Origin of the sequence: Granulibacter bethesdensis, from assembly GCF_001889545.1 — a bacterium.
Lineage (GTDB): Bacteria > Pseudomonadota > Alphaproteobacteria > Acetobacterales > Acetobacteraceae > Granulibacter > Granulibacter bethesdensis_B.
Genome location: NZ_CP018194.1, coordinates 1,281,947 through 1,303,305 on the forward strand (window position 1 = coordinate 1,281,947; position 21,359 = coordinate 1,303,305).

Annotated in this window: 11 protein-coding genes and 1 tRNA gene; 8 read left to right on the forward strand and 4 right to left on the reverse strand. The window is 53.9% G+C overall.

Translation table 11 applies throughout. The features are described from left to right. Positions 1–21: 21 nt before the first annotated feature. Positions 22–8,772: a Hint domain-containing protein gene (locus GbCGDNIH8_RS05905; protein ID WP_072572454.1), complete on the reverse strand. Its 8,751-nt coding sequence runs from the start codon at positions 8,770–8,772 to the stop codon at positions 22–24. A gap of 337 nt (positions 8,773–9,109) precedes the next feature. Here GbCGDNIH8_RS05905 and cysS point away from each other — a divergent pair, with 337 nt between their 5' ends. The 5 genes from cysS (at position 9,110) to GbCGDNIH8_RS13250 (ending at position 14,246) form a co-directional block, all read left to right on the forward strand. After that, the gene (cysS, locus tag GbCGDNIH8_RS05910; RefSeq protein ID WP_072572455.1) at positions 9,110–10,480 is read left to right on the forward strand and encodes a cysteine--tRNA ligase; all 1,371 of its coding nucleotides are present in this window, start codon (positions 9,110–9,112) and stop codon (positions 10,478–10,480) included. 37 nt (positions 10,481–10,517) lie between these two features. After that, positions 10,518–11,285, forward strand: a complete 768-nt coding sequence (locus tag GbCGDNIH8_RS05915) for an RNA methyltransferase (protein WP_072572456.1) — start codon at positions 10,518–10,520, stop codon at positions 11,283–11,285. Positions 11,286–11,464: 179 nt separating this feature from the next. Next, a complete protein-coding gene (locus tag GbCGDNIH8_RS05920; protein WP_072572457.1) occupies positions 11,465–12,463 on the forward strand; it encodes an NAD-dependent epimerase/dehydratase family protein in 999 nt (332 codons plus the stop codon). Then, positions 12,456–13,607, forward strand: coding sequence for a DegT/DnrJ/EryC1/StrS family aminotransferase (locus tag GbCGDNIH8_RS05925; protein ID WP_072572458.1), 1,152 nt, complete (start codon positions 12,456–12,458; stop codon positions 13,605–13,607). Before GbCGDNIH8_RS05920 ends, GbCGDNIH8_RS05925 begins: the two co-directional genes overlap by 8 nt. After that, entirely contained in the window at positions 13,608–14,246 is a 639-nt protein-coding gene (locus tag GbCGDNIH8_RS13250) for an LbetaH domain-containing protein (RefSeq protein ID WP_081368870.1), read from the forward strand. It abuts the gene before it with no gap. A 6-nt stretch (positions 14,247–14,252) separates the two neighbouring features. Here the strand turns inward: GbCGDNIH8_RS13250 and GbCGDNIH8_RS05935 are convergent, their stop codons facing one another. Both GbCGDNIH8_RS05935 and GbCGDNIH8_RS05940 read right to left on the reverse strand, forming a co-directional pair. Then, a complete protein-coding gene (locus GbCGDNIH8_RS05935; protein ID WP_072572459.1) occupies positions 14,253–16,208 on the reverse strand; it encodes a glycosyltransferase family 2 protein in 1,956 nt (651 codons plus the stop codon). 210 nt (positions 16,209–16,418) lie between these two features. Then, complete coding sequence (locus GbCGDNIH8_RS05940; protein ID WP_072572460.1) at positions 16,419–18,554, reverse strand: molybdopterin-containing oxidoreductase family protein; 2,136 nt, start codon at positions 18,552–18,554, stop codon at positions 16,419–16,421. Positions 18,555–18,822: 268 nt separating this feature from the next. Here GbCGDNIH8_RS05940 and GbCGDNIH8_RS05945 point away from each other — a divergent pair, with 268 nt between their 5' ends. Next, positions 18,823–19,074 carry a hypothetical protein gene (locus GbCGDNIH8_RS05945; RefSeq protein ID WP_157692560.1) on the forward strand — a complete coding sequence of 84 codons (252 nt, stop codon included), beginning with the start codon at positions 18,823–18,825 and terminating at the stop codon, positions 19,072–19,074. 85 nt (positions 19,075–19,159) lie between these two features. Here the strand turns inward: GbCGDNIH8_RS05945 and GbCGDNIH8_RS05950 are convergent. Continuing rightward, a tRNA-Gln gene (locus GbCGDNIH8_RS05950) sits at positions 19,160–19,233 on the reverse strand. A 176-nt stretch (positions 19,234–19,409) separates the two neighbouring features. Here GbCGDNIH8_RS05950 and GbCGDNIH8_RS05955 point away from each other — a divergent pair. Beyond that, the gene (locus GbCGDNIH8_RS05955; RefSeq protein WP_095206427.1) at positions 19,410–20,546 is read left to right on the forward strand and encodes a Ppx/GppA phosphatase family protein; all 1,137 of its coding nucleotides are present in this window, start codon (positions 19,410–19,412) and stop codon (positions 20,544–20,546) included. Between the two features lie 13 nt (positions 20,547–20,559). Next, entirely contained in the window at positions 20,560–21,252 is a 693-nt protein-coding gene (locus GbCGDNIH8_RS05960; RefSeq protein WP_072572462.1) for an RlmE family RNA methyltransferase, read from the forward strand. Positions 21,253–21,359 lie beyond the last annotated feature (107 nt).

Below are 21,359 nucleotides of genomic sequence, written 5' to 3' on the forward strand. Positions count from 1 at the left end.
TTCAGTTCAGAAGTGAAGCACTCAAGCTGAATGCTTCTTCATGAATGCTGACGGATTCTGATGGACGACATCCTCCATCAGTCTCTTGCGGATGCTTTCCAACTTAATGCCATCGACCACACGGGTTGCACAGTAGCTGGCAGCGATAACGCCATTCCGTTTCCTGACATGCTTTTGGGTTTGGAATGTTCTCTCACAAGTATAGCTGTATGCATTGTGGAACATGTTCCGGTTGTTGTCCTCCACATAGGTTTCGGAGGCAGCACCCTCGGCCAACACCACATCATGCGTATCCAGCTCGATATGCACGTAGCTCAATGTCTCCACATGCTGTTCCTGAATGATGGAAACACCATTCACCAGACGACCGGCCGGAACCAGAACACCATCAATGAACATTGCATGCAGCGGGGATACCAGCAGATCACGCTTCGGCAGAACCCCATCCAGAGCCCCCTGACGGATACGAACCGGCAGCACATCACGACGATCCTGAATGAAGCGACCGTTGTAGCTCCGGCGCCCAAGCCAGCGGATCGGACGAACCTCCCCAGCCGCCGTGATCACGTTATCCCCGATTTCCAGATCCTCAACAGGAACCTCACCACGATCGGTCAGGATCAGCGTGCCATGCACATAGCAGGGCGTGCCGTCATCATAGATCGTCACGCCGTTGCCGCTGGACGCCTGACGCATCTTGTAGTTCTGATCATGCGCGTTGGGATCAAGCTTGATCGAGTAATACTGGGTCTTCGTCCCGTCACTAGCCACATGAGACAGTATCAGGAGGACATTCCCGCCACTACTCACCACATCCACCACATCGGAAGCCTGATAGGCCAATCCGGTCAGGGTGATGGATTCACCGTTGCCAAAATCGGAAACGGTTGCAGCCAATGCCGTGCCCGGCGTGCTGATGATGATATTCCCGGACCCAACACCGCCAGAGCTGGTTCCAGCCATAGTGATGGTGTTGGAGGCAGCAAGTGCCTGCGAGATCGTCAGTGTCCCGGTCGCCTGCATCAGGATATTGGTGTTGGTCAGCGTATCGGCCAACACCCATCCATTACCCTGCACGTTGATGGTCTGGAAGCCGGTATATTGTGTTCCAAACCCACTCAGCGTGGTGCCAGCACCGTCCAACTCAAGCACGTTGCCAGTGCCGGCAGCCGTCACCTGGCCAACGATCGTGCTGCCACTGCCGATTACCAGACGGCTGTTGCCAGCACCGAAGTTGATCGCAGTTCTGGCTGTGCCCTGGGTCAGAATGGATCCGGAATTGGTAATGGTGCCGCCACCCCCCAGAATGATAGCTTGACTGAGAGCGCCAACTGCACTGATTGTACCAGTATTATTGATACTACCAGCCCCACTCATGCTGATACCGGTTGACTGACCACTCCCCACTCGGATCAGTGAAGAGTTAGTAATTGTGCCGGCTGCCATTGAAATGCCGGTATTGTTTCCCCCTGCAACAGAGATAGTTCCGGAATTCAAAATTGTTCCACCATTACCCATGGTAAGGCCGGTGGCTGCAGAACCTGTCTGTATAATTTGTCCGATATTTGTGAGTGTAGAGCTGGCAGAAAGAGAAATGAGTGCCGTACCGGATTGTCCACCTTGAATGGTGCCGTTGTTGATAATGGCGGCAGATGTTCCTGTGCCGAAAATAGCGGACGATAGCGCGGCATTGGATAAAACGGCTGTTGCCGTATTGGTCATTACCGAGTTGGCAGCCAAGGTCATGGCACCGGAGAAAGTGCCAGCGTTGATTACTGTTCCTCTGTTAGTAAAATTGTTTCCGGCAATAATTGTATTGGTGCCCGAGAGGATCCAGTTAGCCCCGCCATCCACAACGGCATTCTGGAAACCAACGTAATTTGTACCAATTCCGGTGATGGTCCCGGCTGCTGTTGCGGACAACAGCTCCAGCGTATTGGTTCCGGCGGCATTGGCAACAGCCGTTCCTGTAATGCGGGATGTAATGCCCAGCTGCAGAGTGTTTGCGCCTGTCCCAGCCATATAGATGGCTGCACCGACGCCATTCACTGTGTTGGCGGCTGTGGCGGCTGCCGAGATGGTGCCGAAATTGGTAATCGTGCCGCCCACGTTCAGGACAATACCGATGCCCTGCGTGCCTGTTGCGGAAATAAGCCCGGTGTTCTGGATTGATCCACCGCGTGCAAGGCGGACAGCAGCGATATCTCCGGAGCTTGCGCCCGTGCCTGCTTGCAGAATGGTGCCGGAGTTGTTCAGTAAATCTGAAGAATTTCCTGACAATATAACGGCATGGCCAAATGTATTGGTGGTTGACGCGGTGATATTGCCTTGATTGACGAGTGTAGCTGGAGCAGTGGAGCTGGTGCTGGTAAGGATGACGCCGAACTGACTACCGCTAATAGTGCCGCCGGCCTGATTGGTGATTGTACCACCCGCACCGCCTGAAATCGCCCCTGTACTTGCACTGCCACCGGATATAATGCCGGCATTAATAAGGCTCAGGAAGCTGCCAGCCGTAATACCATAGGCTGTTCCAGATATGGTGCCACCGGCCTGATTGCTGACATATCCTGCATTTGCAAAGGCGACTGCAATGCCGGAAGCGCTGGTTGCATTAATTCTGCCAGCATTAGTCACTGATACTACAGCGCCACTGCTGGCACTACCATAAATGCCATACCTTGACCCCTGAATCAGGGCCGCCGTGCCGGTGTTGTTAACGGTGCCGCCGTTATACAGATAAACGCCGTCTGTCTGACCACTGATATTACCGCTATTCGTAACAACAATTGCAGCGAGTGAACCAACAACACCCGAGTTCCCCTGAATCTGGCCGCTATTTGTGAGGGTTCCCCCATTGACAAGCGAGACTGCGACAGAGGCAGCAGTGATTGTGGCGCCAGCATTGTTAACAACCGTGCCTGCACCTCCAAGCATAACGCCGGCGGCGTCTGTGCTGGAGGTGGATAAAGATTGAATAGTGCCGCCGTTATTGTTGGTAATAGTGGAGGCGATAGAGCCTGTTCCACCTAAGAAGACACCATACCTGCCACCCTGAATCAAACCGCTATTGGTGACGGTAGCGGTGATCGCTGGCCAAGCATTGATACCAAATCCTCCGCTGGATTGCAGTGTGCCGGTATTGTTGACGACTGCTGTGCCTACTGTAGCGACAACTGCGCCAGCAAGAGCAACGGCCGCGCCGCCAGTTGCTGTTCCGCCTGTGATAGTACCGTTATTTAAGACGGTTCCATTGATGATCTGGGCACCAAAACCATTGCTTGACAGGGCCTGGATCACGCCGCCAGCATTATTGGTCACATTCCCCGCGAGGCTGATCGCCCATGGATTTGTACCGGTAGCATTAATGCTGCCGGAATTGATGACAGTTGCAGTGCCTGCACTACCCCCAATCAGGGTATTGGCAGCCCCTGAAATAGTTGCGCCTGCTGCGTTGCTGAGGAAGGCTCCATTGATCAAGGAGATAGAGGCACCCCCGATAAATCCGGTGTTGGTCAGGCTGCCGCTATTTAACAATTGCCTGAAAGTGGTTGCAGTTCCTTGTAGAGTCCAGTTTGCCCCCGCATCAATTGTTCCGGTCTGGAAACCGAAGAAGTTTGTGGCATTGACAGTTCCGGCTGATGTTCCAGACAATAGCTCCAGCGTGTTTGCGCCGGCAGAATTGGCGTTAGCAGTACCAATAATCGTGGATCCAACACCCAGCTGCAGCAAGTTTGTACCTGTGCCAGTCATGTTGATGGCAAGGCCCGCTCCATTGGTAAGATTGGCGGCAGTGGAGGCGGCAGAGATGGTGCCACGGTTGGTGATTGTTCCGCCGTTATTGAGAACAATTGCAGTTGCCAGAGAATTCGTAACACCAATGAAACCGGTATTATTAATAGTTCCACCGGTTATGAGGCGGACGGCAGCAAGGTCGCCAATGGCTGTCCCTGTGCCTGTTTGCTTTATGGTGCCGGAATTAGTCAGATTGTCGGACGCATTTCCACTTAGAACAACCGCTTGGCCAAATGTGGTGTCACTGTTACCAAGAATGATACCCGAGTTAACGACCGTATTTGCAACGTTGGTGCCGAAGAGAACAATGCCAAACCGAACCCCGGAAATTGTTCCGCCGACCTCATTGTTGACACTACCGCCATTAACGGATGCAACTGCACTGTTGCCTGTTATCTGTCCGGAGTTAGTAACCGTTATAAATCCTGAGGCAGAAATACCTGCAGAGGAACCAGTAATGGTACCAGTAGATGTATTTAAAACGGTACCTACCCCAAGAACCGCGCCATATATTCCGCCTGAAATTAGATTGCTATTGTTAATATTAACATTGTTTGTTGAAGCGGCAGAGATTCCCCACCCGCCAGCTGTGATAGACTTAGTATTAATGATGGTTGCAGTAGCGCTGCTTAAAATAATACCGGCTGCATTGGTGCCTGTTCCACCCTGGATAAAGCCACTATTAGTGATTGTCCCATTATACGCCAGATTAATACCAATACCAGAGGCGCTGGTTCCTGAGATTTTGCCATCAGAACCGTTGCTGATAGTTACGGCATCAGTAGCGCTCGTGCCAGTCGTGCTGCCAGTGGCATAAACACCAACAGTGCCGCCTTGGATTACTGCACCGGTATTATTTGTTACGCTGCCACCATTAAGCAGACGAATACCGTCTGCAAGCGAACCGGTAATAATACCGCTATTAAAGACGATTGCTGGGTTCGCGCCAAACTGAATGCCACGGAAATCACCGGAAATGGAACCTAGATTAGTAACTGTGCCGCCACCTGAGATAGAGGCGCCGTATCCATTGGTGCCCTGACCTGTCAGAGTACCCTTGTTGGTAATTGTAACCTGTTGGCCAGCGATTGCTGCACCATTGTCGTTAAACACCGCACCGTCTCGATTGGTGAACTGTCCCTGTGCAACCAGACTGATCGATCCATTGATCCTGCCGGCGTTAATAATCGACCCACTATTCGAAATGATGCCACTGTTATCCAGGGTTCCCTGATTTTCGAGCGTGCCAACAACCCTAAGGGTCAGGCCGGATACAATAGAATTGGCCCCGGACGCGGTCCAATAGGCGCCGTTATCAACCTGAACATTGACGCCGGTATACTGGGTACCGATTCCACTAATTGTACCGTTGGATGAAGCGCTGGCCAACGACACCCAGTTCAGCGTTCCGATACCGGAAACTGTGCCTGTTATTGCTGCTGTGGGGTAAAGGATTAGAGTATTAGCGCCTGAATTCATGAGAACGGCGGTACCGTTGGAATTCGCAATCAGGCTACCAGAATTGGTAAGCGTACTGGCTGATCCAAGAGTCAATGCACCGGTGAAGGTCGCGCTGTTTGCGTTTGTGAGGCTGGCTCCAACTAAAGAAAAGGTTTGTGTATTGGAAACCGAGTTATTGCCTGTCAGCTGCCAATTTGAACCAGATGTTGCTGTAATCTGGTTAAATCCGGTTATTGTCGAGCCAAGACCTGAAAGGGTGGGGGGCGCGTTGGTGCCAGTAGCAGTGCCTATAAGATTCAAACGATTGATGTTGACGGTGCCAAGGGCAACTACGGAACCGATAATTGTCTGGCCAGCATTCAGATTAAGTACATTAGATCCAGCTCCGATCTCCCCAAGACGAATAGCTGTGCCTCCGCTACTGACGCTAATAGTACCAAAATTATTAACGGTATTACCAAGTGTACCATTCTGATCAATCATAGAGACGACAATTGGCCCGGTCCCAGTAATGGTACCGTAATTTGTTAGGATGGCACTGTTAAAACCACCTATTGCACCTGTGATAGCACCACTGTTTAAAATACTTCCGCCTGGATTGATTGCAATACTTCCATTAATTACTGCATTTGTCTGATTATTCAGGATGCCAGAAGTCAATAACTGTGTATTTAATGTTAGCGTTCCTTTGTTAGTAAAATTGCTTCCGGCAATAATTGTATTATTGCCCGAAAGGAGCCAGTTAGCCCCGGTATCGACAACAGCATTCTGGAAACCGATGTAATTTGTACTAAGCCCGGTGATGGTCCCGACGGATGTTCCGGACAACAGTTCCAGCGTATTGGTGCCGGCGGCATTGGCGATAGCCGTTCCTGTAATGCCGGATGTAATGCCCAGTTGCAGAGTGTTTGCGCCTGTCCCAGTCATATAGATGGCTGCACCGACGCCATTCGTTGTGTTGGCGGCTGTAGCAGCTGCAGAGATCGTGCCGAGGTTGGTAATCGTGCCGCCCCCGTTCAGGACAATGCCGATTCCCTGCGTGCCTGTTGCGGAAATAAGCCCGGTGTTCTGGATTGATCCACCACGTATAAGGCGGACAGCAACGATATCTCCGACGCTTGCACCCGTGCCTGTTTGCAAAATGGTGCCTGAGTTGTTCAGGAAATCTGAAGAATTTCCTGACATTACCACGGCTTGACCAAATGTATTATTATTGGTTGAAGCGGTGATATTGCCTTGATTGAGAAGGGTAACTGGAGCAGCTAAGCTGGTGCCGAAAAGGATGACGCCGAACTGCCCACCGCTAATGGTCCCGCCGGCCTGATTGGTGATGGTACCACCCGCAGCGGCTGAAATGGCTGCTGTACTTGCAGTGCCACCGGATATAATCCCGCCATTGATAAGGCTCAGGGAGCCGCTAGTAATAACACCATAGGCAGTTCCAGAGATGGTACCACCGGCCTGATTGCTGACATACCCTGAATTGACGATGTTAACGGCAATACCAGAAGCACTGGTGGCACTAATTCTGCCGGAATTAACAACGGATACTGTGGTACCACTGCTGGCACTACCATAAATGCCATACCTTGTTCCCTGAATCAGGGCCGCCGTGCCGGTATTGGTAACGGTGCCACCGTTATAAAGAAAAACGCCATCTGTCTGACCATTGATGGTCGCGCTATTCGTAACACCAATGGCAGCAAGGGAACCAATAACACCCCAGTTTCCCTGAATCTGCCCGCTATTGGTGAGGGTTCCCCCATTGACAAGCGAGACAGCGACAGAGGCAGCACTGATAGTGGCACCGGCATTATTGACAACCGTGCCTGCGCCTGAAATCAGAACGCCGGTGGCACCGGTAGGACCAGTGGCTAAAATACTGCCGCTGGCATTGTTGGTGACAGAACCTCCATTACTAAAGGAAACACCAACCAAGCCGCCCTGAATCTGCCCGCTATTGGTGACAGTTCCTCCCCCAGCAAATGATACGCCGACTGAAGAGCCAGTAATGGCAGCGCTGCTGGCATTTGTAACCGTTCCTGCACCCGAAATCAGAAGGCCGGTTGCAGAGGAAATAGTGCCGCCGCTATTGTTGGTGAGAGTGCCAGTTCCACTTAAAAAGGCACCATATCTCGCGCCCTGAATCAGGCCACTATTGGTGATGGTAGCGTTGATAGCTTGCGCAGCACTGATACCAAATCCTCCGCTGGATAGCAGGGTTCCGGTATTGTTAACGACTGCTGTGCCTGAAGTAGTGGTGGCTGCGCCAGCGAGAGCAATGGCCGCACCGCCAGTTGCTGTTCCGCCTGTGATAGTACCGTCATTTAAGACGGTTCCATTGATGATCTGGACGCCATACCCATTGCTTGCCAGAGCCTGAATCACGCCGCCAGCATTATTGGTCACATTGCCCGCGAGGCTGATCGCCCAGGGATTTGTGCCGGTGGCATTAATTCTGCCGGAGTTGACTACAGTGGCGGTGGCTGCATTACCCCCAATCAGGGTATTGGCAGCACCTGAAATGGTTGCGCCTGCTGCGTTGCTGAGCACGCCTCCATTGATCAGAGAGACCTGTGTGCCGCTGATGATTCCCGTATTTGTCAGGGTGCCGCTATTAAGCAGGTTGGTTAAGGTAGGGGTACCGGAAATGGTCCAGTTTGCCCCTGCATCCACTGTTCCGGTCTGGAAACCGAGGAAGTTTGTGGCATTGACCGTTCCGGCTGATGTTCCGGACAACAGCTCCAGCGTATTTACGCCGGTAGAATTGGCGCTAACAGTACCAATAATCGTAGATGCAACACCCAGTTGAAGCAGGTTTGTACCTGTGCCAGCCATGTTGATGGCAAGGCCTGTTCCATTGGTAAGATTGGCGGCCGTGGAGGCGGCAGAGACGGTGCCAAAGTTGGTGATTGTCCCGCCGACATTGAGAACAATGCCCATCCCTGTGGTATTTGAAACACTGATTAGTCCAGTGTTGGTAATCGTCCCGCCTCTTAAAAGGCGAACGGCAGCAAGGTCGCCGGTGCTTATGCCTGTCCCAGTTTGCTGGATAGTTCCCGAATTGTTTAGAAAATCTGAGGAACTGCCGCCCAACAGGACGGCGTGGCCGAATGAAGTGCCTGTGGAACCTTTAATGAGGCCCGCATTGATAACGGTCGCAGCCGTTCCCAGGGTGCTGTAAAGCACAACGCCGAACTGACCACCGGCGATTGTTCCATCGCTTAGATTGGTGACAGAGCCACCATTATTCGTGGCAATTCCCTGACCGCCCGGCGCTGTGGAGCTGATGGTCCCACTGTTAATAACAATGCCGGTTCCTGCAAGGCTGATACCGAAACTTGTGCCAGTAACAGTACCGCTATTGGTGATTGACCACGCTATTGTTGTAAGGCTGCTTTGAATTCCGATGCCGGCCGTATTGCCAACAGCAGTGCCCGCCTGAATTAAAATCGGGTTCGTGTAGGCGGGGGTGACAAGAGTAATACCGGATGTGGTGGATGTAAGAGTTGTCATTCGATCCGCCTGACTGAGCCTGAAATGTTAATTTTTTATGAGTAGTTATTTGCATAGCAAGAAAACAATAGGGTGTGTAGTAAAATTATAATGATTCTTTTTAAAATTGAATTTGTATTTATTGATTACAGTATAATTAAGTTCAAAATAGATACTTGTAATAATTTTTTTTTATAAAATGTATTTTTGTATTTTTAATGAGAGATGGATCGGTCTGCCGCCCCTAACTTCAGCATAGGGGTGGCGCGGTTAACGTTACCTTCATCAAAAATTCTGAAGAGGTCTCATCCAGCCACTACCCGTTGATTTCGTAGGCATACCGGCGCAAAAAGCCGATATGAATCAGGCAGCCTTTTTCCTTTATAACTCAGCCACCCACGGGCGGGAGCCATTCAGGCCTATCGACCCGAATCACGTTAAAATATACGTGTGTGGACCGACCGTTTATGATTTGGCCCATATCGGTAATGCCCGCAGCATGGTGGTGTTTGATGTGCTGGCCCGGGTTCTTCGCAGGCTTTATCCTCGCGTTACCTATGCACGAAACATCACGGATGTAGATGACAAGATCAATGCCCGCGCTCGTGAAAGCGGGGTTTCCATTGATGAGATTACTGCCCGGACGACGGCTGATTTCCATGCCGATATGGCCAGTCTCGGCAATCTGCCACCGGACATAGAGCCGAGGGCAACCGGCCATATCGCTGAAATGATTCTTCTGATCGAGAAGCTGATCGTTCAGGGGCATGCTTACGCGACACATGGTGAGGGGGAGGGGCATGTACTGTTCTCCGTAGCCAGCGATCCTTCCTATGGGTCTTTGTCGAACCGATCACCGGACGAACTGCTGGCGGGTGCGCGGGTTGATCCAGCCCCTTACAAGAAAGACCCCGGCGATTTTGTGCTCTGGAAGCCATCAGCCGACGATCAGCCCGGATGGGACAGCCCGTGGGGACGTGGCCGCCCAGGCTGGCATATTGAATGCAGTGCCATGTCCTGGCGCTATCTGGGCGAGGACTTTGATATTCATGGCGGTGGTGGAGACCTGATTTTCCCCCACCACGAGAATGAATGCGCCCAGAGCCGCTGCGCTTTCCCAGGCAGCCATTTCGCCCATTACTGGATGCACAGCGCGATGCTGCTGCTGGATGGGGAGAAAATGTCCAAAAGTCTGGGCAACGTGCTGACTGTGCGCGATCTGCTGGCGCAGGCGGATGGTGAGGCGATCCGGTTGCTGTTCCTGAAAACCCATTACCGGGGCGTACTGGATTTCCGCTATGAGGCGTTGAAGGAGGCCGGTAAGGAGCTTGATCGCTTCTACCGTGCCTTGCAGGCACATCCCGCCCTGCCTGATCTGGACGAGACCTCCGAAAATCCAGTGCTGGATGCGTTGCGGGATGATCTGAACACGCCGCAGGCTCTCTCCCTGATGCATGGGCTGGCTCATGCGGCGTTGGGAGGGGATGTGCTTGCGGCAGCACAGTTGAAGCAGGGTGGTATGCTGATGGGACTATTCGCGCGTGAGGCCGAGGCATGGTTCCAGCGTGGGATCAATCCTGACGAGATTGCCCAGCGGATTGCGGATCGTCTTCAGGCGCGCAAGGACCGGAATTTTGCCGAGGCCGATCGTATCCGCAATGAACTGGCTGCAGCAGGTATCCTGCTGGAGGATGGGCCATCAGGAACCACATGGCGGCGGGCCAGCTGATTTTTCCCTCTGTACAGTATTAAGGCACATTGAGATTATGACTGGACGAGACGGCGGGGCACCGCTTCAACCGCGTGACCCAAGCCCGGTTATTATCCTTGTGCGGCCGCAACTGGCGGAGAATATCGGCTCCACGGCGCGGGCCATGGCGAATTGCGGCCTGTTCCACCTGCGTCTGGTCTCACCGCGGGATGGGTGGCCGCAAGAGAGGGCATGGCGCACTGCATCAGGAGCTGACAAAATCCTCAACTCCCTGACTGTTCATGAGACAGTTGAGGATGCAGTTGAGGATCTGCACCGCGTCTTTGCCACCTGCCCGAGACCGCGTCATATCGTCAAGACCATCATGACCGCCCGGGGAGCAGCCACGGATATAACGCTTGCCTGTGAGCGTGGGCTGAAAACCGGTATTCTGTTCGGGCCGGAAAGGGCCGGGCTGGATAATGATGATATGGCTTGTGCGGATACGCTGGTTCGCTATCCGCTCAATCCGGATTTCATGTCGCTGAATGTATCTCAGGCGGTGATGGTCATGGGGTATGAATGGTGGATGGCGCAGGATGCCACGCCATCACGCCAGTTGATGACCAACGAATCCCATGTGGCTACCAAAGGTGAGTTAAACAATTTCCTGCGTCATCTGGTCAGGGAGCTTGATGAGTGCGGATTTCTGAGAAATGAACAGAAACGCGCCGGCATGATTCGCAATATCAGGCATTTATTCCTGAGAGGAGAGGTGACGGAGCAGGAGCTGAGAACCCTGCATGGCGTTGTTCATGAGCTTTCTCATGGGCGCGGGCGTTAAAAGCATTTTATGGTCATGCCAATTGTGACAAAAAATCGGCAAAAAATGCTGAGATTTTTGAAGATAAAAATTTAGGATTTGATAAAATCAGATTTTCTGAATGATCTTTCAAAGGGTTTGTGATTGAATAAAGACTCATAATCAAATATTGTTCAAGGTTACATAGATTTCAGGAAGTAATGCTTTCCTTGTTTCACCATTATGATTCCTGCTTTTGTGGTAAGAAAATCCTTGTCACAGGCGGTGCCGGATTTCTTGGTTCCAGCCTTTGTGCGGCTTTGGCCGGCCAGGGTGGAGAAGTAACGGTTCTGGATAGTTTCCTGCCGGGGAGTGGTGCCAACATGGCCAATCTCTCGTCTCTGGACATCACTCTTGTCCGTGCTTCTCTGGAAGAGGCCGACCTGCATACTCTGTGTGAGGGAACAGATTTCATTTTCAATCTTGCTGGCCAGACGGGCCATCTGGCGGCGCAGCTTGATCCGTTTGCTGATCTGGCTATCAACGCCATGGCCCAGCTACGCCTGATTGCGGCGGTGAGGGATGTAGCACCGGAGGCGGTTATTGTTCATGCTTCGACCAGGCAGTGCTACGGTCGCACCGGTGGTGCAGCGGTCGATGAGAGCCATGTTTCCGCACCGCAGGATTTCAACGGTGTCTCCAAACTCGCGGGTGAGCAGTACTGGATGGCGGAAAGCCGCGTGCATGGGCGCAAGGTGACGGTGCTGCGTCTGACCAACTGCTACGGCCCCAGACTGCGCCTTCAGGATGGACGGCAGACCTTTCTGGGAACATGGCTGCGTCATGCGCTTCTGAGCCAGCCATTCGAGGTCTGGGGTGGGCAGCAGGTGCGGGATTTCACCTATGTTGACGATGTAACAGCGGCCTTTATGGCCGCGGCAACTACGCCGGAGTGTTTTGGGCGTCTGTTCAATATCGGGGGATATGAAAGTGCCTCCTTGCTGACATTGGCTGATCTGCTGGTTAAGGTCGCGCCTTTCCCGGTGCGGTATACGATCAAGGAATTGCCGGAAGAACGGGCCAGAATAGATATCGGCGCCTATTGTGCCGATGATCGTGCTTTTCGGGAGGCCACTGGCTGGAAACCCGGGATTTCTCTGGCGGACGGGTTGAGGCAGTCATTGGAATGGTATCAGCCGAGAATGCAGGATTATGTCTGACCCTGTGATCGTGCCGCAGGCTGATCCGCGCGCCTTCTATCTGGCGCACCGGGCGGAGATTGATGACGCTCTTTCAGGTGTTCTGGCGTCTGGCAGTTATATTCTCGGGGAGCAGGTTTCTGCTTTTGAAAGGGAATTTGCCACCTGGCTTGGGCGTTCCCATGCGATAGCCTGCGGCAGTGCGACCGATGGGCTGGTCCTTGCGCTGCGTGCTCTGGGGGTCGGGGAAGGGTGTTCAGTCGCCACGGTTTCTCATACCGCCGTGGCGGTGATTGCGGCGATTGAGATGGCGGGGGCACAGCCTGTGCTGCTCGATATCAATCCAGCCGATTACTGCATGAACGTGGATGAGCTGACGAAGACTCTTCGTGAACCATTGGATGGGGCTGCCCCCGTGCGGGCTGTTATCCCGGTTCATCTCTATGGCCAGCCAGTGGATATGACAGCGCTCATGCTGGCGGCAAATCAGGCCGGGATTCCGGTTATCGAGGATTGCAGCCAGGCACATGGCGCCTGCCATCATGGCAAAATGGTGGGCACTTATAGCACCCTGTCCGTTTTCAGCCTGTATCCGACCAAAAATCTTTGTGCTCTTGGTGATGCGGGAATTGTCAGCACCGACGATCCGGATATTGCAGACACCCTGCGGCGCCTGCGCCAGTACGGGTGGGGACAGCAAAGACAATCAGAGTTAAAAGGCGTCAATTCCCGCATGGATGATATTCAGGCATCCATCCTCAGAATTGGGCTCGATTGTCTGGATCAAAGAAACAGCCAGCGGCAGATAATTGCTGGGACCTATGATGCCACCCTGCGCGATATTGGCGGCCAGCCTCCACTTATTCGCCCTGAGAATACGCATGTCTACCATCAGTATGTCATCCGGGTGCGGGATCGGAACCGTCTGAGAGATGAGCTGAAGCAGGAAGGCGTTCAGACCGCGATTCATTACCCATATCCCGCTCACAGCCAGCCTGCTTATTTGAACAGGATAGCCCTCGGGCCTGCCCGCTGCGCGGAGACGGTTAAAGCGGCTGATACCATTCTCAGCCTGCCGATGTTTCCGGAGCTGGAAAGCGGACAGGTTGAGCATGTCTGTGCCATGCTCAGGAAATTTTCTCATCTGATTCGGCAGGATGATTGAATGATGCGCTCTCTGGCTCTTTTCGGTGCAGGCTCTGCCTTGGCTGTGGATGTCGAGGAAAGCTGCCGCCGAAATGGTATCAATCTACGGGTCGTCGTCCGTAACACCGAACACACGGCGCATCCGGATGTGGAAGCACCCTCCGTTACTCTTGAGGAAATCACGGAGGATCTCGTCGGGACGGAGTGGCTGATCCCGCTTTTTACCCCGGGCAACCGCAAAAAAGCATGGCAGCATGCGACGTCGCTGGGATTGAACAGCTTTGCCTCCCTGCTGGATGCTTCATCCGTGTACCCTTCCCGCCTGAGCGTGGAGGAGGGGGTTTATGTCAACTCCGGCTGCACGATCGGGGCATGTTCCCGGCTTGGCCGATTTTCATTGATCAACCGGGGTTGTTCGGTCGGGCATCACCTGTCGCTCGGAGCTTTTTCCTCAATCGGGCCGGGGGCGGTTCTGGCCGGTGAGGTGACTGTTGAGGAAGAGGTGATGATCGGGGCAGGCGCCATTATTCTGCCTACGGTGAGGATTGGCGCACGTGCCCGGATCGGTGCCGGGGCTGTGGTTCGCAAGGATGTGCCTCCCGGTGCTTTGGTAGCAGCCCCCGATGCGCGTGTTCTGCTGCGAACACGCGCAGGGTAAGCAGATTTATCGCCGCAGCTTATGCAGCAAATGACGCAGCGGGGCTGTGTAACGCCACATTGTGGAATCAAGCATAGCCTGATGCTGCCGGGTCAGCGCATGTAGCTGTTCTTCGAGTAAGTCCAGTTTTTCCTGTGAAGAGTCTGTTGATACGGGCGTGGAATTTTCAGTCGCAAAATGGCGGAAGACATCCACTTCACCGGTCAGCCATTTCAGAACTTCGTAACCGTCCTGTGTCTGCACGTATGCATGGGCCATTTCCATGGCAAACAGGCGACGCCCTGCATTCTGAGACCTGACCGCCATATCAACGAAATCAGCCAGTAGGCCACGATGATCAGGCCCATGATCAATGCCCAGCGTGGGCCGGAAAATCTGCCTCTGCCAGGATCGGTCCAGTGTTTTGAGATGACGCAGAACGAGGGGCGTTTCCCATTCCGTGCGTAATATCGTGCTCCGGCTGGGTGCGCTCATGTTGCGCGCACCCTCCCGTATCCTGAAAGCTGTGAATTCCTCATTAAGGAAAGCAATATCATGGCCGCTGACCAGCATGCGGGTCCACATATCGAAATCCTGTGAATTGGTCAGCCGTGGATCGTAGTAGCCCAGATTGTCAAACACGCTCCGCCTGATCATTGCGGTTGGGGCACACAGACAGTTTCCATGCAGCGCGAAACGCCGGAGCCAGCTGGTGGAAGAAAAATCTGGCATCTGCATGGGGGCTGCAAAATCAAGAAAGCTTTCGGTTTTCTGCCCATGCTCATCAACTGCGCGCGGCAGGCCGAAAACCGCGGATATGTGAGCATGGTGGTCAAGAAACGCCACCTGCCGCGCCAGCCGCTCTGGCAAGGCCCAGTCATCGGAATTGAGAATGGCAATATAATCGCCCTGCGCCCTTTTCAGGCAGTGATTCATCGCGGAGGAAATGCCAACATTGCTCGTAAGCGCGTCGACATGCAGACGAGGATCGGAAAACTGGTGGATTGCCGGTAACGTACCATCGCTTGATGCGTCATCAGTCAGGATGATTTCGAAATCCTGAAAGCTTTGATCGAATACGCTTTGCAGAGATTGGGCGACATAACGTTCGTGATTATAGCTTTTGATCACCACCGACACACGTGGTGCTGTCTGTGGACTTGCATATATTGTCGGCGCTGAAACTCGTTCCAGCCCCTCCCACCACAAAGGACGTTCGCCGGAGCGCGCGCCCACGAAATCCGGCCCGGACAGATCGTCCGAGGTTGCGACCATATAGTCCCATTCCTTACGCCGCTTTTCTTGATTCCAGCGATAGCGATGCCCCCAGTCATTCTGCACATCGACGGAGCCAAGACGGGCGCTTTGTTCTTTCTGCCGTTCAGCATTCCGGTCATAGCCAAGATGCTTGAAATGCCACAGCATCAGTTCATCACGTGCGGGAAGGCGAATATTGCCTTGTGGCTGAGCCGAATGGCGACCTTCCGCAAGGCCGGTTTCTACAATGGCATCGGGATTGAAAATGCCGAGCTTGTTGAAAAACCGCCGGGCGCGTCCTGAAGTGATTTTCTCGATCAGCAGCCCATCATCTGATGGAAAGGTTTCGCTGTTCATATCGAAACCAAGGGCGGGAATGCAGGTAACGCCTTCAGCCTTGCGTGTCTGAAGATAGCGCGTCATAGGCTGATCCTTGACCCAGAGATGTTCGTCAATGGCGGTGATGACGACCCAGTCTGCCTTGCCTCTGCTTTCCTTCCATGCGTTTTCATGCATCGCCTTGTGAGACAGGACAAAAGAGTCAGCATGAACCCGTTCGAAGCGCCTCAAATCGACCTTGGGATGGGCTGCCAGAATCTCCAGTGAGCCATCGGTTGAGCCGTCATCGTAAATAACATAACGATCAACCCAGGAATCAAAATGTCGGAAGAAAAATCCAAGCATATCTGCTTCGTTCCAGCAGACCGTATAGAGATCGACCGTCATTTTCCCCGCCCGTCATATCTTTAATTGAGCGCAGTTATAGCGTTAACAACGAATGTGCTGCAACGATGAGTAGAATGTTGAGGAAATTTCAAATCGTCCCGTTGAATCAGATAATTGGCCGATAATCTGATCCTTCTCTGGCCTCATGCTGCTGTGCCCTGCAACAACAGGTGGGCAGGCTCGTCAGCGAGCACGAGCCTGCCTCCCACCTCAATTGGCGCGCATCACATCCACAAGATTGTCGGAGAAGCTGGGCGCGTGACCGAGATCGGAGAAAGCAGCACTGCTGATGCTGTTGACGGTGCCATCATTCAACTGCCGCCAGTATCCCAGCGTCGTGACGACAATGCCGGGATTTACGTCGCTGGTAATACGGGCCATGGCGCGGAAGGCGCCCCGGTTATTCATGACCTTGACGCGATCACCATCCTCGATACCGCGTGCCTGCGCATCGGAGGCATTGATCAGCACGAATTGCTCCCCCTGACCACGGATCTTCTGTTCCATGTTGGCATAGCATGAATTAAGAAAACCGTGGCTTTTCGGTGAAACAATCGAAAGCGGGTATTGTCTTGCCAACTCGGTCGCAGTCAGGGGATTTTCCCGTGCACCGAGATAGTCTGGTAGAGGGTCGACTGCCTCGTTTGGCTGGAATGCTTCGTACATCTGACGGAATGGGGCCGGTACAAAATTGCGTGCTCCATCCAGCATGAAATGGCATTTCCCGGTCGCCGTCGGGAAGTTCCCGTCTTTATGGGGTGCCCTGTTATCAGCCGTGCCGACATTCAGCCGTGCATAGCCGTGCTGTTTCAGATAGGCCAGATCAATGCCTTCGCAGGCGGGTGATGACCAGTCGACAAAATTTTGCAGACATTCTTCATCAGACCACAGGAAATTGGCGTCAGTAAAGCCGAACTTTGCTGCCAGACGGCGGAAGATTTCGTTATTCGGCAGGGCTTCACCAGGCGCATGAGCACATTTGGTCGTGTAGGTCAGATACAGATGCCCCCAGGAAAGGATGATATCCTCCATTTCTGCCCCCATTGCGGCAGGCAGAAGTATATCGGCATAGGAGGCGGTGTCGGAAATGAAATGCTCTGCCGACACCAGAAACAGATCATCCCGCTTCAGGCCTTGAACGATCCTGTCCGTCTCCGGTGCCTGTGTGACCGGATTGGCATTCCAGCACATCATCGACATGATCGGCGGATCGAGCGGTATGTCACCTGTCAGCGCCTTGCCGAGTTCCAGCGCACTGACCACCCGCGTTCCTTCCGGGATCAGATCAGGCCGGCAGATGACATCAAATTTGTAAGGATGCTCCCATACTGAGAACTGCGTCATGCCACCGCCGACATGCCGCCATGCTCCGGTCAGCGCCGGAATGCAGGCAATGGCACGCACGGCCTGGCCGCCGCCATAATGACGTTCCAGCGCCACACCGATGCGAATGGCGGCTGGTTGCTCTGTCGCGAGGCTGCGGGCGAGCTTGCGGATATCGGCAGCGGCAACACCGGTAATGGTTTCTGCCCATTCCGGGGTGCGGTCAGCAGCGCGTGCTTTCAGTTCGTCAAATCCGACCGTATGGTTGGCGACATAGTCATGATCAACCAGATCCTGTTCGATCAGCGTGTTGATCAGCGCCATGGCCAGCGCGCCATCGGTGCCGGGGCGGGGGGCTATATGCCAGTCCGCACTTTTGGCGGTGCGGGAGGCATAGGAGTCGATCACGACGACCGTGGCGCCGTTTTTCTGCGCATCACGGATGATTGCCCAGTGATGAAGATTGGTGCTGATGCTGTTACAGGCCCAGATGACGATGTATTTTGAATGAATATAGCTTTCCGGATCGACGCCTGCTGTTGGCCCGACCGCCATGAGCCATGCAGTCGATGATCCTTCGCCGCAAAAGGTCCGCTCGCAGACTGTGGCACCAAGACGATTGAAAAAAGCATCCCCGCCATTCAGGCCCTGCAAAAGCCCCTGATGCCCGAGATAGCTGTAGGGCATGATTGCCTGCGGCCCATATTCAGCAATGATTGCCTGCCAGCGGCTGACGATCTCGTCCAGTGCCTCATCCCAGCTGATCCGGGCGAACTGCCCTGATCCTTTCGGTCCGATACGGCGCATGGGATACAGCACACGGTCAGGGTGGGTGTGCCTTTTCTCGTAATCTTTCACTTTGACGCAGAGTCCGCCTCTGGTCATTGGATGATCAGGATTGCCTCGCACTGATTGCAATTGACCATCCTTGACATCGAACAGCATTGCACAAGTATCTGGACAGTCATGGGGACAAGCCCCAAGAAATGTTTGAACCGTTTCTGATCCATTTATGACATTCATTAGGACGCCTCCGTGATTTTTGGGAGTATTTCTATTATATGCGAAGCCGTTCCCTGAACCGGCATTGTGTTTGAATTCTTTTTCTCAGTTAACTCCAAATGCTCTCATACTGCTAGCCATAATCAGATGTCTTGGGTGCCATGCTATGAATAAATGGCTGTTACCTTAACGCGATTTTAAAAAAAACCCTCTGGAAATCAGGAACAAAGGGAATAAGCTTTCGTTCATAACAACAAATAATATGAGGAGATAAGCTATGAACCAGGTCATGAATATTCAACGTTTCGCTGCAATCTGCGCCATTGCCGGTGCTGCGATGATCGGCATGCCCGCTGTGTCCCATGCTGCTGGAGCATCGGCTATGAGCCGGAGCGGATATCAAACCCGGACCAATATTCACTCTGTCTCACTGGCGGTTGCGGGAATGTATCGGCAGGGCGGATGTCAGGAAAAGGAAATGTGGGGCCCGTCAAAGCGGCCGGAAATGGAAAAGGTCTGCACCGGCAGCTTTGCTCAATAAGTGGATTAACGCCAGTCAATACGATCACACTGGGCACCTGCGAATGAGCAGTCCAGTGTGATCGTCAAAAATCAAAATATGGGAGTGGCTGGGGGACCTGGATTCGAACCAGGGCTGACCGGGTCAGAGCCGGTAGTTCTACCGCTAAACTATCCCCCAAGCGGCTGATGGCGGGCTATTAGCATCGGTTTTACGGCAGGGCAAGTCCCTGCCGTAATGCTTTTTGCATATTCCCAATCAAGGTCAGTGCGGCTGTCTTGATGGGATGGCTGAACGATCACCAAATTTTGCAAGGAAAATGACACATTCGGCCGTAAACCGTTTATACTCTTCCGATGGCCGTTTCTCAGCAGTTCTCTATGCGCCTGTCTTGCCCCCGGTCAAATCGGCAGGCGATGGTTGCCGCGTATGCTGCACTTGATCTGGGAACCAATAATTGCCGTTTGCTTATTGGAACCCCGGCAGGTGGCAGTTTCCGCGTGCTGGACAGTTTCAGCCGCATCGTCAGGTTAGGAGAGGGGCTGCAAACCACCGACAGGCTCAGTCAGCAGGCCATGGAGCGTACTCTTGCAGCCCTGCGTGCCTGTGCCGCCCGGATGCAGCGAAGAAGCCTGTCCGGCGTACGTGCCGTGGCAACTGAAGCGTGTCGCCGGGCGGTAAATGGCAGTGACTTTCTCAGTCGCGTGCGGGCGGAAATCGGCCTTGATTTCGATGTAATCTCCACGCGGGAAGAAATTGAACTCGCGCTGGAAAGCTGTACCCCTCTGCTGCGTCGTAGCGGGGCAAGGCGTGTTCTTCTGTTCGATATTGGCGGTGGTTCTACCGAGTTGGCCTGGATACGGATCGATGCAGATCGCCCGGTGCTGATTGGAACTGTTTCCCTGCCGGTTGGTGTTGTCCGCTTTGCCGAGCAATACGGCGCTGCCCGCTTCAGCACCGCAGCGTTCGAGGAAATGGTGCAGGATGTCCGCCAGCGTATGGAGACATTCGAGGCAGTACACCGTATCCGTCATGAAATTCTTCATGGCGGGGTTGCCTTGCTCGGCACCTCCGGTACCGCGACCACGATGGCGAGCATCAGTTTCGATCTCAACCGCTATCGCCGGCCACTGGTCGATGGTGCGGTTCTGACCATGCCCCAGGCCGATCACGCGGTGCAGACACTGCGGATGTTGGGTGAAGAAGGACTGCACGGAGAAGGTTTACGCAAGCACCCCTGTATCGGTCCGCAGCGTGCCGATTTCGTGCTGCCGGGATGTGCAATTTTTCAGGCTATTCGGTCGCTCTGGCCGACTTCCTCCGTTATCGTTGCCGATCGAGGCCTACGGGAAGGAATGCTGCTCAGGATGATGCAGGAAGCCCGCCATAGTCAGGGGCATGCTGGAAGAAGGCGGAAGAAAACCTCTTCTTCGGTGTGCTCTGGATTGGATAGGCAGGCTTCTGGCATATCGGCCACAACGCAGCCGGTTTGAGACGGGATAGACAATGAGCGGTGGAAAGACGCAGCCCCCCACGGGGCCGCGCGGCAAGGTTGTGATGCTGAAAACGGCCCGCAAGCGGAGCGTGGCCTCCCAGCGCTGGCTGACCCGGCAGTTGAATGATCCTTATGTGGCAGCGGCGAAGGCGCAGGGCTGGCGCTCCCGCGCGGCTTTCAAGCTGATCGAGCTGGATGACAAATTCGGGCTGATCAGCAAGGGCAGCCGGGTGATTGATCTGGGCGCGGCACCGGGAGGCTGGACGCAGGTCGCCATGAAGCGCGGTGCTGCCATGGTGGTCGGCGTGGATCTTTTGCCGGTCGATCCGGTGCCCGGCGCGACGCTGATCCAGGGCGATTTCAACGATGATGATATGCCGGCGAGGCTTTCCTCCCTGATGGGTGGCAAGGCCGATCTGGTGATGTCCGACATGGCCCCCAATACGACCGGCCATGCGGCGACCGATCATATGCGTATCATCGCGTTGACCGAACTGGCGCTGCATTTCGCTTTTGATGCGTTGGCCCCCGGCGGAGCCTTCGTGGCGAAAGTGTTTCAGGGTGGATCGGAGAAACAACTGCTTGAACCGATGAAGCAGCGATTCTCCTCCGTCCGGCATGCCAAACCCGCTTCCAGCCGGAAGGAAAGCAGCGAACTTTATGTCGTTGCAAAAGGGTTTCGTGCCAATGGGTTGCAGGACTGATACAGGCAGGCAACCCGCCGTGCCCCAGACGCGGGGCAGGCAGAATACGGAATGGCTTGCCCAGATACGGGCCGGGGCGTTAAGGGAGCGCGCCAAGGCGCACCCGC

Excerpts from the sequence above, each read along its gene's own strand:
- GbCGDNIH8_RS05905 (WP_072572454.1), bottom strand. The coding sequence starts at position 8,772 with ATGACAACTCTTACATCCACCACATCCGGTATTACTCTTGTCACCCCC.
- cysS (WP_072572455.1), top strand. The coding sequence starts at position 9,110 with ATGAATCAGGCAGCCTTTTTCCTTTATAACTCAGCCACCCACGGGCGG.
- GbCGDNIH8_RS05915 (WP_072572456.1), top strand. The coding sequence starts at position 10,518 with ATGACTGGACGAGACGGCGGGGCACCGCTTCAACCGCGTGACCCAAGC.
- GbCGDNIH8_RS05920 (WP_072572457.1), top strand. The coding sequence starts at position 11,465 with ATGCTTTCCTTGTTTCACCATTATGATTCCTGCTTTTGTGGTAAGAAA.
- GbCGDNIH8_RS05925 (WP_072572458.1), top strand. The coding sequence starts at position 12,456 with ATGTCTGACCCTGTGATCGTGCCGCAGGCTGATCCGCGCGCCTTCTAT.
- GbCGDNIH8_RS13250 (WP_081368870.1), top strand. The coding sequence starts at position 13,608 with ATGATGCGCTCTCTGGCTCTTTTCGGTGCAGGCTCTGCCTTGGCTGTG.
- GbCGDNIH8_RS05935 (WP_072572459.1), bottom strand. The coding sequence starts at position 16,208 with ATGACGGTCGATCTCTATACGGTCTGCTGGAACGAAGCAGATATGCTT.
- GbCGDNIH8_RS05940 (WP_072572460.1), bottom strand. The coding sequence starts at position 18,554 with ATGAATGTCATAAATGGATCAGAAACGGTTCAAACATTTCTTGGGGCT.
- GbCGDNIH8_RS05945 (WP_157692560.1), top strand. The coding sequence starts at position 18,823 with ATGAATATTCAACGTTTCGCTGCAATCTGCGCCATTGCCGGTGCTGCG.
- GbCGDNIH8_RS05955 (WP_095206427.1), top strand. The coding sequence starts at position 19,410 with ATGGCCGTTTCTCAGCAGTTCTCTATGCGCCTGTCTTGCCCCCGGTCA.
- GbCGDNIH8_RS05960 (WP_072572462.1), top strand. The coding sequence starts at position 20,560 with ATGAGCGGTGGAAAGACGCAGCCCCCCACGGGGCCGCGCGGCAAGGTT.